The sequence below is a fragment of the Lysinibacillus sp. RC46 genome, assembly GCF_041262385.1.
GTDB lineage: Bacteria > Bacillota > Bacilli > Bacillales_A > Planococcaceae > Lysinibacillus.
The window spans coordinates 53,989-66,333 of sequence record NZ_JBGCCF010000018.1; the positions used below are offsets into that span (position 1 = coordinate 53,989).

Consider the following 12,345-nt stretch of genomic DNA (forward strand, 5'->3'; position numbering starts at 1 on the left):
ATCTCCTTACTTAATATCATTCTCGTCAAACACATCGCCACACTCTGGGCAGAATTTTGGTGGGTTTGCAGGATCTTCTGACTGCCAACCACATTTATCGCAAACGTATTGTAATGCTCCTGATGGTTTTTTAGCACCACATTCGCTACAGAATTTGCCTTTGTTGACAGCACCACAAGTACAAGTCCATCCTTCCTCAGCAGGTTTTGGTGTCCCACAATTTGAGCAGAATTTACCAGTGTTTTCATTGCCACATGCACATTTCCATGTATCTGAATTCGGTGTTTGAGCTTGCTGAGCTGCCTGTTTATTTTGCTCATTCATTTGGTAAAGCTGTCCTGCATTAACTCCTCCTGCTTGTGTCGCCATGTTCATGCCCATAAATCCTGCCATTGCTCCGCCATCATTATTGGCTGCTGCAATCATTGCTTCCGCCTGAGCACCTGTTAAATGAGCTGCAGCCATACCCGGGTCACGCATCACTGCATTTCGTTGTAGTTGTTTAATCATTGCTTCATCTTCTTCTGATGCTTTTAAAGAACTAATGCCAAAGGATACAATTGCTAAACCACGAGTTGCTAGCCATTTCTCCGATAACACTTTATTAAGGGCATCTGCTAGAGCAACCGTATGTGCAGGAATTTCACTATAGCGTACCCCGCTTGCTGAAATATGTGCGAAAGCCGGCTGTAACGCAGTCATTAATTCCGTTTTTAATTGGCTATCGATTGCATCTCTTGTAAATTCACGCTCCACGTTTCCACATACATTTGTATAGAATAGTAATGGATCAACAATTTTATATGAATATTCGCCATGGCAACGAATAGCAATATCAATATCTAGGCCGATGTTACGGTCGATAACACGGAAAGGAATCGGTGCTGGTGTCCCATATTTATTGCCTACGATTTCTTTTTTATTAAAATAGTACACACGCTGATCCTTTGCAGGTTCTCCGCCAAATGTGAAGCGTTTACCAATCTGCTTGAATGTTTCCTTTATACCTTCGGACAAATCATTGTCATACATTATCGAAGGCTCTGTGGATGTATCATAAACATACTCACCAGACTCCGCAGAAAACTCCACTACTTTCCCTTGCTCGACAATCATCATACATTGCCCTTCATTAATAGCAATAATAGAACCATTACTAATAATGTTGTCATTGCCTTTATTTGAACCTCGTTTTGAAGTACGTTTATGACCCTTTTCCACTAGAACATCCGCTGACAGTGACTCACAATAGAAATATTCACGCCATTGATCTTCTAGAACACCTGCTAATGCGCCAACTCCTGCTTTTAATAAACCCATATTTATTCCCACCTTCAACTTATATACTTAAGATTTATTTTATCATATCAATTATGCCTCGGCTTAATTACGTCCGGATTCGGCTTTGTCCTTAGACCTGCATGAGGGCTGACACGATATCGGTCATTTCGGTATTGCCACAGGAGTGTAGCGTTTTTACCAATGCAGGCCAGTTAGCCATTATCTCATGAACGCGATTATTTTAGGCAATCATCCAATATGAACTCCTTTCCGAATCAGTGACATTCGCCGAAAGAAGTTAAAATTAATCTAATCATTATGTAGTACGCATAAAAAGGATAATTTGTTTCATTTTTTTTAAACTTCTCTATAAAAAGAGATAGCTCCAAAGGAACTACCTCTATCGTATTGTAAATACTATATCGTTTTTTTAGTGAATCTTAGCGTTTCTTAAGATAATGCGGTAATAGCCACAAGCACCCAGGCAACGATAAATAACAGACCGCCGATTGGGGTAATCGCTCCAAGCTTTTTCACACCTGTAACAGCTAATACATATAAACTACCTGAGAAAAACACAATACCTGCCAACATTAAATAGCCTGCCCAAGAAAGCATACTAGAAGCTCCTAAAAGGGCTTCACTCGATAAAATACCAAGTACAAGTAAACCTATTGAATGATACATATGGTATTGCACCGCAGTTTCCCAAACGGTAGCGTAGTATGGTGACGCAAATTTATCTTTTAATGCATGTGCTCCAAAAGCGCCTAGCACGACACCAAGACAAGCCATAATTGCACCGATTGCCAATAAAAGTTCCATGTATGATTCTCCTATTTCGTTTCGCGTGCGATTTCTTTATATTTCGCATCCCAAGCAGGATCAATTTTACTTAAGGATACCGGACGTAACGTATCTTTTTGAGCTAGAATATGTACGGACTGAGCAGTAGCTGCAATCGTGCCATCTTCATGTAAAATTTCATAGCCATATGTTGTACGTAAACGATCGTGTTTTTCCACCCATGTACGGACCGTTGCCACTTGGCCATAATGCATAGCAGCCTTATAAGAAATGGATAAATCCATCACTGGCGATACATAACCGTCTTTCTCTAATTCAGCATACTCAAAGCCTGCATCATTAACTAACTGAGAACGGCCTATCTCCATCCAAATGATAAAGTTCGCATGATACACCACGCCCATTTGGTCGGTCTCAGCATATCGAATTTCGATTTGTTTTTCACTAACAAACATTTTCTTCACCTCGTCCTACATTATAGCGTAAAAATATTGATTTGGCGGTGTTTTTGCTTTATTGATTAAGAAAATAACAAAATTTTAATTTCACAAAATCTTGAAGTTCTATTTAAAAATTAATTTGGTAATAAATGTTAGTTTCTGTTTTTGCCCGTTGCACCCCGCTTAATTGGGGTACAAATTGGGGTTCACTGGGTACAAAAAATATAAAATTATATAACACCGGGCAGGTGCAAAGGATAAAAAAGAAAAAAGTCACTCAAAAAAATAATGTAGTGACTTGGACCGAATTTTTCCTAAATTCATCTAGACTTACATTATTTAGTTACCTATCATTAAAAATGAGGTGATACTTTGTCAGGCATTTTTAAATTTACAAAATACATTCTTATATTCATTTCTGCGATTCAGTTAACTAGGTTCAGTCCAGAATATTTAGAACCCATACTTCTATATGAATATCTTATATTTATAGGACTTTTTATTATACTTGGTGTATTGGATGATTTTTTTAAACCTAGTAAAAGTACAAATATTTTATTACGTATAGCCATTATCATTTGCTCTCTTGCTTTATTGATTACATCAGTCTCTTTTAAATCCACTTCTTCAATTATTTTTTCTATAGTAATGATTATTGCAGTTAGTTTCTCAATATTTTTAGAAATTAAGCAAAAGGAAGATTAACACCTTTTGCTTTTTTCCCTCTCCACTAGATTTTTTTCTCCAGTCCTCATAACTAATGAACGGCACTGCAACACTTGGCAGCTTTACCTGTTTATAAGCTTTGTTAAAAGCTTGCCGTAAGTTAGCCCTAAGTCACACATAAGCATCGATTCGAGCAGCTAATTGCTTTTGGTACGTATCATCCATGTAATCCTTGCCTCTACGGTACTCTGGCAACTTTCCATTGACCATGTAAATCGTATACAACGACATTGTATATCCATCGATGCAACGCCCCATAACCTCGGAGCCTTTGATTTCCATGATCCGTAATGGTAGTAGCCATCTATAACCACTCCTTTATTTACAATACCAAACTTTGAATAGATACATATACTGAAAATAAAAATACCCCAATTAGTAACCAACTATAAGCTTTTCTCTCTCTTTGAAATTCTTTAATTCCTAAATTTAACATAAATAAACCTAAGAAGAATATCATTAGGAAGTTCAGTTGGTAATCACGTGTGATAAGTCCATAAGCTGATAGAGATATTACTATGATTGCAAAAACAATTTGTAAAATTTTCAGCATACCTTTCCACTCCTCTTTAAATTTCATTTTCATTTATCATACATTAACAAAGAGGTCATGGAAATGACTGTAAATTTTTAGCCTTATATATTAATTAAGATACCTAATCTCTTAAAAACTATGGGCCGGCCGAGTTTGTCTCGCTCCGAACTAGTCTGCCAAGCGCAGATCGGTCGTCGGTCTGTCTCTCCCTAATATTTAGGATTTCATAAATACCAAGGGAGGAAAACCCTTGCTATCTTACCTCCGATTTCACACTACCAATTGTTTAAAATGATACGTTTGGAACATCTGTAACACCTATTCATCTAATCACATCGCACAAATCATACCTCTCCAATTACTTACGCATTTATCTAAAATCTGTTAGATTATTCTCAAATACATTTAAGAGGTGATGAAATTGTTAACTGAAAAGAAAACATGTCGAGACGAATTACTAATTGCTATTCAAAAATTAATTGATTCGAAAGGTAAGAATGAATTTTCTATTAAGGAAGTTGTTATTTTCATGAATAGTCTAGGGACTAAATTTAAAAAAGGTACTATAGAAAATCATGTTAGATATAGATGTTGTGCTAATGCTACAAAACGTTATCATGCAAGTAATTATGATGATTTATTAAAATTAAGAAAAGGCTTTTATTCTTTAATAATAAGATAATGTGAAGCAACCCGAAGGTCACTTCATTTTAATCGTTCTCTTACTCGTTGTAAGCTTGTATGGCTCATGTTTAGCCCCAATCCAACGGAAAAGCATACCTTCTAGCAACCAGTAAAGTACCTCTTGCTCGATCTCGCCAGTTAGGATTTCAATATAAATCTTCTGTTAGCTCTCTAATTTTCACCTTTTTTATTCGTTTCTCTAAGTGGTCAATATATTCATTTAGCCATTGTTTATGTTCCAAGAATTGTATCCCTTCCATCTTATCAATAAGTTGTTTATAAAATAACTGTTGTTCTATTGCCCTAGCAGCCAAGAGGGAAACTGCCCGACACTCACTTTTCAGAGCAAAAAAACAGTCACGCTCAAATGAACGTGACTTAATGTTTCTATTTCAGACTAGGTATTATACTTAATTAGATATTACTGCCCGTTTGTCACTGTTGGGATACCACGTTGAAGAAGTCCGGCTAAACCAGATAATGTACGATGTCCAGCTGCTTCACCTCGTCGGCCATAAGCAACGATTGAAGAAGTTGTTCCCATCTCAACTGTACTTCTCCATAAACCTTCACCAGTTTCTCGTACCGCTTTATCGACTTTGTGAATGAATTCTGAATCTCCGTTATTAGCGAATGTATATAAATATCCTGTTGAATACGGATGATCATTAATTAATCCAGTAAGGTTTAAAACATCATCACTAGTTGGAGTTTGAGTCCCAAAGAATGTTTTGGCAGCCGTGAAAGTAGATCCAGATAAAGTAGCTGGTGAGCCATTAGTTAATGGGACCATAGCCATCAGAGCTTTTGATCTGTTAGCAAGTACATAATTCTTGTAATAGTTGCTTAGTTTTTTAGATGAAGTAACTAGACTCGATTCTGTAAGTACATAAATATTATTTGTTGGAACAACACCATGACCTAACCAAACGAGAGATGCACCTACATATGAATCATATCCTGATGAAACATACGGTGCTCGCAATTGTGCCCAAGTAGTACCTTTAGCACCACCACCAATTGCAATCGAAACAGAATTCGAATCAATAGCGTTACCAAAAGCGTTAATCAAGTTAACTCCAGCGTTAAAAATATTTGTATAAAGAGGATCTTTTTCAATTTCAGTTTGAGAATGGCCAAGAACAACGTCATGGTAGTAAGCTAAAGAACCTAACATCGCATACGTAGTATTAACAACACCATTAGCCACTTTAAAAGTTGATCCATCAGCTGTTTTGAATGAACGAACAGTTGGACTTGTTGTACCAAATGATCCCGGATCAGTCATAAGAGTTTTACCGTGACCCGAATTTTGGCAGTGATATAGTATTTTTTGATAGTGTCGAGTAAGTGCTGTATTCAAGTATGCTGCTTGTGAATCTCCTGAACCATTTACACCTAAATTATTATACGCATGAGTTGATTTACGAAGCATAGATAATGCTACTAACATAATTGGATAACCTGGATCAATTTCAACAACCCCCGCATCCCAAGCTGTACTACCACTCGGAATTTCAATTGTGGCCTCTATTTTAGTATGAATAGGTATTGTATAGAAGATATTTAAGTTATTAACAATTGCACTCATCACTCGATAAGAATCTGAATGATTTGAACCAATTTTGTCGTAAAGCGTTGTCAAGAATTGAATTTGCCATCCCATGCGTTGTAAACCAACTCCCGGAACTGCTCGCCCTTCGAAAACTCGCCCCTGTGCAATTTGTGCTTCTCCAGCTCCTCTATAAGAAGAACCTTCTGGGAATTGTTCGTTAAAGAATTTTAATGCTTCGTTTACTGTGTTTAATACTGCCATTTTTTTCACCTCTCGAATCATTCATCACATTACCAATATTTAGATTTCTATACTAATTAAGTCACACAATCTCTAAATATGTGTCGGCCAAGTTTGTCGCGCTCCGAACTAGTCTGCCAAGCGCAGGTTGGTCGTCAGTCTGTCTTTCCCTAATATTAAGGGAATGCTAAATACCAGATTAGTAAAATATTGTTACCTCCCCTACCCCAATTATCTCTCATTTGTTTAGTTAATGCACGAAGTAAACGAATGTAACATATGCACCGTTTGTAACATCTATCACATTTGTAACTTTTACAACATTTATTCAAGAACTTTTAAAATTTCCTCTTGAACCTCAAGTTACTTTAGGTTATATGATAAACCTATACTTTAGATAGGAGGAATTTTGATGAATAAGGATAAAAAGTTTTCTATTGGTGAATTTTCAGAAAAGACAGGAATTCCAATTCCTACTTTGCATTACTATGATGAAATTGGTTTATTACAACCCGAAAAAAATCCTTCTTCAGGGCATCGCACGTACTATTTTCAAGATATTATTACCCTACAAAAAATTATTAGCCTAAAATTCCTAGGGTATAGCCTAGATTTGCTGAAATACTTTCATGATTCGCCTCTCCTTGTGTCGCAATATTCAAATTTCCAACTTCGGACTTATTTACAAAATCTACAATATTAGAAATTTTCTATCGGCGAGTTGACATTTAAACCGCAAAATATTAAGGTATAATAATCCAACAAGGAGGTTTCTATACAATTATGGAAGTATTATTTGCCTTTATACCTATTCTTTTTCTAATAATTTTCTATGTTGTCCCCTTAGTATTTGTCGTTTGGTTCGTATTCAAAATTATTAGCATACATAATGAACAAACTCGAATTCTAAACAGTATAGCTGAAAAGCTAGATAAATAATGTACTAATGAGGTCTGCTATAGAAAGCTTTCTACTGCAAAACTACCACTTACTTTGATAACAATAGTTTGGATACCTAGTGATCTAATCTAGTACCAAGCGTCTGATTTATCCTTCTCCTGTTTGGATATTCCTACAGGAGAAGGACTTTGTATGGTATGAAATAAAAAATAATTTCCCGGGTAAGCGCAAGAAACGACAAGTTTTACCTTATCAGCAGCAGAAGGACTTTGTGAGGTATATTACTGTTCAATGATTAATTTCTCTTGAGTAGGATCATCTTCAATTACTGAGTAATCCGTAACGTCCATAACATCGTTCATATCCTCTGTTACCTCGGTTTTAATCGTTTCGTCATCCTCTGTACCTAGTAAACTAGAAACATCTACATATTTGAGCACTAGTGTAGTACGAATTGTAGTCATAGCTAGTCGCATTAAACGGTCAACATCCATGTGTTTTGGTAAAGCCTGTGCCATTGCAGTTGTAATTACCATTTTTAGTAGCCTTCTTAATTGATATACGTCTTGATAACGATTCTTTGATATTTTTTCATAAAAAATTGGTTGTTCTTCTTTTAGCGTTACTATCAAGTCGATTAGTTTGAACTGTTTTAAAAGTGACCTTGAAGTGATTAGAGTGCCCTTCTGCAACCTCACATGATTATTTTGAGTTGATTTTCATACTCTTTTCGTTGCTTTTCCTCAACCTTTATCAATTCAATTGCTTTTTAATGTTTGTCCTCGCTTAATGCTAACTTTGTCTAGGCATCGTTTCCACATTCATCTTTTACTGAATATTATAAGAACATAACTAATCAGTTGAGGTGAAATATGGATTTCAATCATTTACGTTATCTTGCGATAGGCGATTCACTTACTGTAGGTATCGGCGTTCCGTTTTTGGACCCTGGATTTGTTGAATATTATAGATGTCTAAGCCAGCAAATTTTAAAAAAGCGTATTTCTTATCAAAAACATGCAAGGTCAGGAGCAACGACAGAGGATGTTTTAGCTATGCTTAATGCCCCGATTGTGACGGAAGCTGTAAAGTGTGCAAATATCATCACGATAACAGCTGGAGGGAATGATTTAATAAACGCTGCTAAAGAATTTCGAATAAGTAAAAATGAAGAAAGTATATATCGAGCTATTAAGCAATCAGGGAAAAACATCTCAAAAATATTAGAAAAAATTCACCATCTAGACAAACAAGATAAATATATTTTACGGTTACAGAATTTATACAATCCATTTAGCGATATTCCTATAGCAGATGAGGGCATTAGAGCTTTTAATTCATTAATTAACAGTTTTAGTCGGGAATTGAATGTTAAAGTAGCTGATATCTATAGTGTATTTAAGGGGAATGAAAAAGCTTTATTATCATCAGGAGGAATTCATCCTAATAGTAGAGGATACTATCAAATGGCATTAGCTCTAAGTAGGCTCGGATATTCCCCTTTATAAGGCTAATGGCTGTCAGTTAATCTAATCCTGTTTGTTTTAAGCTATTACTTATTATTTTTCAAGCAAGAGGCTGACTATCATTGTCAGCCTCTTACAATGTAATAAAAATGAATCTTTGAACCATATCAGAAATGGAAATGACGGAATTTTTAATTCCTTTTTCAGGAAAATCACAACGCATTCACCTTATTCACATTTTCAAATTCTTTAGTCTTTCCTTGTAGTGTCTTTTTGACAAAAGATAAAATGATCGTTAGGATTCCAAACGTGTAGATGATCTGCACAGTATCCACGAAGCCATAAAACTCCATTAATTCGTCTAAGATAGAAACCTTTCGGAAAATGATCGTCTTCAGTTAGTTTTTCGGATGCTATTGTTATGGAACCAGATGGAGCTTGTTGTTGCTGTAAAGAATTCCCTGAATAACCTTCAGCTTGATCCAGATACTCCATCCTTAGGTGAGGTCCCAGCTCAAGCGGACATAATTTCAAACCAAGTTCCTCAGCTCTTTTAAAGATTCGATCCGTATTAGCTCCATCAGGAAAGCCAAGGTCTCCAACAGTTAGTTCAACAGTCTGCAGGCTGTACTTCTTATCAGAAGTCGTAAATTTATCATCAGTAAATAACTTCTCTCCATACTCATTCATCAAGATAGAGTACTGTTGCAATTTCTTAATAAGCTGTGATTTAGTAAGGCCGCCAACTTCCACTGTTCTGGTAATAAATGGGCAATGTGGGTATATTTCATTATTTTCAAAATACAATTGTAGTCACTCCTATCAAATTTGGTAACAGTTTGAAAATACAATACTATAGAAGATTATATTTAGTTATTCTACAATCACCAATAATTTCCCTTGTTAACTAACCTGTGCTGTTGATTTAATCCGGCTACTTTTCAAAATACTATTTCTTTCTCTATAAATTGTCGTACTAGATAGTTTCATCTACTTGGCAATTGCTCGCATGCTATTTCCCTCTAGCGGTATGAAGAGCTTCTACATCCCTAACACCAATCACGTAAGGAATGCGTTTCTGACTTCTACAACCTTTTGCGTATTCCTTAATGCGATAATTCAATGCATAAACACGGCGTTGAACTTCTGCAAACACCGGATCACTGGTAAATTGCTGACTTTGGACCAATGTAGCTATTGTTAGCATTAAAAAAATAATTTTGTTAGAATAATTTCATAAAAAGGAATGATACTATGAATCAATTAATCCAGTATATCAACTACCGACCAAGCTTGTAGGGCGTGCCGTAACATCCCTTGACCTCCTTGCAAGCTTGGGAGCTGATATTTGATGAAAAATCGTTCAAAAGCCTATATTCGCCATCAGAGAGAGCGAATTATTCGAAAAAAATTGACCATTGTTAAAAATGTTTTTTCATTGCCAGGAAATGAGTACAAACCTATACGTGGCAAATTGAGCAAAGGTAAAGTTCATTGCTCTTGTAGAATGTGTAGATACGAACAGTATCACTCGATTCCAAAAGCAAAACAAAAAGCAAAATTAAAAGCTATGGAACAGGAAATAGACGAATATGTCTATTTCTTTTTTTCTATGTCGCAGATTCATTCGTTTAAAACTACTTTTATCATTTGTAAAAAAGGCTTTTATTTTTCATTCATTTACTTTAATATCGATAAGGGCACCCCAAAAAAAGAGATAGAGGTGCTGAAATGTACGGTATTATTAATTATGAAATGTTTTTATTAACAGGGATCTTATTAAATCTAATCCCTGGTGCGGACACCATGTATATTGTCGGTAGAAGTATTTCGCAAGGTAGAAAAGCTGGTATTTACTCTGTGTTTGGTATTATTACTGGCTCCTTAGTTCATACGTTATTAGTTTCTTTTGGCTTATCGCTCATACTTACAAAATCTATTGTATTATTTAATACCATTAAATTTATTGGTGTTATGTATCTCGTTTATTTAGGGATTAAAATGATACGTGATAAGTCAAACATCGGTTTCGAAGCATCGTCAAATAAATTAAACTTAAGAAAAATTTATATACAGGGACTTTTAACAAGTCTAACGAATCCAAAAGTTTCTTTATTTTTTATTGCGTTTCTCCCACAGTTTATAGATATTAAGGCATCAGGTCCTATTCCTTTTTTAATTTTAGGACTTACTTTTACAGCAACTGGACTACTATGGTGCTTATTTGTTGCTTATTTCTCTTCGTACATTACTAAAAAACTAAGAGGAAACCAAAAGGTAGGAATGATCCTGAATAAGATAACCGGAATGATATTTATTGGAATGGGGATAAAGTTGCTTCAAACGAAAGCCCCTTAATAAATTTATATAAAAATGCCCCCTATTATAAAAATGTTATATTGAATGTTAAATAGTTCACTTTTATTGAACAGTCCTTTCAAATTGAGAGGACTGCTTTCTTATTTATCCACTTCTTTTATTAAACATGTCTCTCATATTGTTCATTAGTTTATGTAGCATGTGAAGACGCTACGGCTTTTTTATTTTTTAATCTATTTCACAGGCAATTCACTATACAAACATAGCTATCACTTCATAATAATAGTAAGGTAAAGCTAATTTAGCCTTACACCTCCGAAGGTTTTACTGAGGGTCACTCCTATCCCAAGTGACCCTTTTTTATTTTCTTATCTCACAAAAAAATATTTTTTAATGCCTATAGCTGCATGGTTTAACACCCCACTCCTTCTCTACAGCTAACATATTATATATTGTAGAAAGGAGGTGTGCTTTATGGGATACTATGGTGGAAATGTTGGTGGAATTAATAACTGCGGCTATTACGGCGGCGGATATGGTAATGGTTCAACATTTGCCTTAATTGTAGTTCTATTTATACTTCTAATTATTATCGGCGCTACTTTTATGAATAGAGAGTATTAACATTTTCGATTTAAGGGTCGCCCCCCAGCCTGGTGACCCTTTTATTCAATAAGATTATTTCACATTTTTTGTAATCAATGCTAATGTAAAAATACACATTATTCTAATACAACAGCGGAGGTTACACTAAAAATGTTTCAGATTGAATTACACAGCCTTCGTAAATTTAGGGAGTAAAGTCTTTGTTTTACTTTCTTTTATTTTTTCCAAACTTCTCGTTTCCCCGCTTAAAATTACCCGTAATTTTAGCTAATAATAACTGTACGGCTGTTAGATTATCTTCAACTTCTTTGATCCTCGCAATAAGACGCACAGCCTCCCCATCCTTTACAGTTTTTATTTGTTTCCCTTCGTAATATATGACAACCGTTCCTTTTTTCGTTATTTGATAATCAAACGGTTCTTCTTCACTTAATCTGTTTCGTTTATCTATTTCGCTCACTTCACCATCTCCCTAATTCTTATAGTTTCAAACATTATATTCAAAAAAATATGTTGATTCACTCGTTTTCTTAATTATTTTCAATATGTATCTGATGTAGTAAATAGTCTTCACCCAAACCGCTGTCTTTTGTATAAATGCCGTGGATTTTTATAAAAAAAATTAAGTCCATTCCATACATACAGATTTTATTCCCACCAATTAAGTTGATTAGTTTATAAAAACATATTCACATGTAATTTAAGACTGTTTTCTCAAAGATTGTTGCTAAATAGCATTAGATATTTAAAGGGAATGTTATATTTTTGATTATTGGAAAGGTCTAA

Annotated in this window: 15 protein-coding genes and 1 pseudogene; 7 read left to right on the forward strand and 9 right to left on the reverse strand. The window is 35.1% G+C overall.

Translation table 11 applies throughout. The features are described 5' to 3' along the window. Positions 1 to 6: 6 nt before the first annotated feature. The 3 genes from ABH966_RS16505 to ABH966_RS16515 all read right to left on the reverse strand — a co-directional run bounded on the left by ABH966_RS16505 (position 7) and on the right by ABH966_RS16515 (position 2,543). Positions 7 to 1,320, reverse strand: coding sequence for an SPFH domain-containing protein (locus tag ABH966_RS16505; RefSeq protein WP_370080207.1), 1,314 nt, complete (start codon positions 1,318 to 1,320; stop codon positions 7 to 9). A gap of 411 nt (positions 1,321 to 1,731) precedes the next feature. Beyond that, a complete protein-coding gene (locus ABH966_RS16510; protein ID WP_370080209.1) occupies positions 1,732 to 2,106 on the reverse strand; it encodes a DUF423 domain-containing protein in 375 nt (124 codons plus the stop codon). An 11-nt stretch (positions 2,107 to 2,117) separates the two neighbouring features. Next, positions 2,118 to 2,543: an acyl-CoA thioesterase gene (locus tag ABH966_RS16515; RefSeq protein ID WP_370080211.1), complete on the reverse strand. Its 426-nt coding sequence runs from the start codon at positions 2,541 to 2,543 to the stop codon at positions 2,118 to 2,120. 357 nt (positions 2,544 to 2,900) lie between these two features. Between ABH966_RS16515 and ABH966_RS16520 the strand changes: the two genes are divergently transcribed. After that, the gene (locus ABH966_RS16520) at positions 2,901 to 3,233 is read left to right on the forward strand and encodes a hypothetical protein (protein ID WP_370080213.1); all 333 of its coding nucleotides are present in this window, start codon (positions 2,901 to 2,903) and stop codon (positions 3,231 to 3,233) included. Between the two features lie 199 nt (positions 3,234 to 3,432). Here ABH966_RS16520 and ABH966_RS16525 read toward each other — a convergent pair whose 3' ends face one another. Continuing rightward, positions 3,433 to 3,558, reverse strand: coding sequence for a hypothetical protein (locus ABH966_RS16525; RefSeq protein ID WP_370080215.1), 126 nt, complete (start codon positions 3,556 to 3,558; stop codon positions 3,433 to 3,435). Between the two features lie 18 nt (positions 3,559 to 3,576). Next, positions 3,577 to 3,807, reverse strand: a complete 231-nt coding sequence (locus ABH966_RS16530; protein WP_370080217.1) for a DUF3953 domain-containing protein — start codon at positions 3,805 to 3,807, stop codon at positions 3,577 to 3,579. Positions 3,808 to 4,210: 403 nt separating this feature from the next. Here ABH966_RS16530 and ABH966_RS16535 point away from each other — a divergent pair, with 403 nt between their 5' ends. Continuing rightward, positions 4,211 to 4,471: a DUF7669 domain-containing protein gene (locus ABH966_RS16535; RefSeq protein WP_370080219.1), complete on the forward strand. Its 261-nt coding sequence runs from the start codon at positions 4,211 to 4,213 to the stop codon at positions 4,469 to 4,471. Between the two features lie 423 nt (positions 4,472 to 4,894). Here ABH966_RS16535 and ABH966_RS16540 read toward each other — a convergent pair whose 3' ends face one another. Further along, positions 4,895 to 6,289, reverse strand: a complete 1,395-nt coding sequence (locus ABH966_RS16540) for a hypothetical protein (RefSeq protein ID WP_370080221.1) — start codon at positions 6,287 to 6,289, stop codon at positions 4,895 to 4,897. Positions 6,290 to 6,680: 391 nt separating this feature from the next. Here ABH966_RS16540 and ABH966_RS16545 point away from each other — a divergent pair. Further along, a pseudogene (locus ABH966_RS16545) lies at positions 6,681 to 6,965 on the forward strand (MerR family transcriptional regulator); the annotation flags it as partial. Between the two features lie 484 nt (positions 6,966 to 7,449). Here the strand turns inward: ABH966_RS16545 and ABH966_RS16550 are convergent. After that, complete coding sequence (locus tag ABH966_RS16550) at positions 7,450 to 7,704, reverse strand: hypothetical protein (protein ID WP_370080223.1); 255 nt, start codon at positions 7,702 to 7,704, stop codon at positions 7,450 to 7,452. 336 nt (positions 7,705 to 8,040) lie between these two features. Here ABH966_RS16550 and ABH966_RS16555 point away from each other — a divergent pair, with 336 nt between their 5' ends. Continuing rightward, entirely contained in the window at positions 8,041 to 8,676 is a 636-nt protein-coding gene (locus tag ABH966_RS16555; protein WP_370080225.1) for a GDSL-type esterase/lipase family protein, read from the forward strand. Positions 8,677 to 8,883: 207 nt separating this feature from the next. Here the strand turns inward: ABH966_RS16555 and ABH966_RS16560 are convergent, their stop codons facing one another. Next, positions 8,884 to 9,441 carry a helicase gene (locus tag ABH966_RS16560; protein ID WP_370080227.1) on the reverse strand — a complete coding sequence of 186 codons (558 nt, stop codon included), beginning with the start codon at positions 9,439 to 9,441 and terminating at the stop codon, positions 8,884 to 8,886. 544 nt (positions 9,442 to 9,985) lie between these two features. On the opposite strand from ABH966_RS16560, the gene ABH966_RS16565 reads away from it, so the two are divergent. The 3 genes from ABH966_RS16565 to ABH966_RS16575 all read left to right on the forward strand — a co-directional run bounded on the left by ABH966_RS16565 (position 9,986) and on the right by ABH966_RS16575 (position 11,577). Continuing rightward, positions 9,986 to 10,402 carry a hypothetical protein gene (locus ABH966_RS16565; protein ID WP_370080229.1) on the forward strand — a complete coding sequence of 139 codons (417 nt, stop codon included), beginning with the start codon at positions 9,986 to 9,988 and terminating at the stop codon, positions 10,400 to 10,402. After that, complete coding sequence (locus ABH966_RS16570; protein ID WP_370080231.1) at positions 10,366 to 10,992, forward strand: LysE family translocator; 627 nt, start codon at positions 10,366 to 10,368, stop codon at positions 10,990 to 10,992. Before ABH966_RS16565 ends, ABH966_RS16570 begins: the two co-directional genes overlap by 37 nt. 435 nt (positions 10,993 to 11,427) lie before the next feature. After that, positions 11,428 to 11,577 carry a YjcZ family sporulation protein gene (locus tag ABH966_RS16575; RefSeq protein WP_370080233.1) on the forward strand — a complete coding sequence of 50 codons (150 nt, stop codon included), beginning with the start codon at positions 11,428 to 11,430 and terminating at the stop codon, positions 11,575 to 11,577. Positions 11,578 to 11,764: 187 nt separating this feature from the next. On the opposite strand, the gene ABH966_RS16580 is transcribed toward ABH966_RS16575, so the two are convergent. Beyond that, positions 11,765 to 12,019, reverse strand: a complete 255-nt coding sequence (locus tag ABH966_RS16580; protein ID WP_370080235.1) for a hypothetical protein — start codon at positions 12,017 to 12,019, stop codon at positions 11,765 to 11,767. Positions 12,020 to 12,345 lie beyond the last annotated feature (326 nt).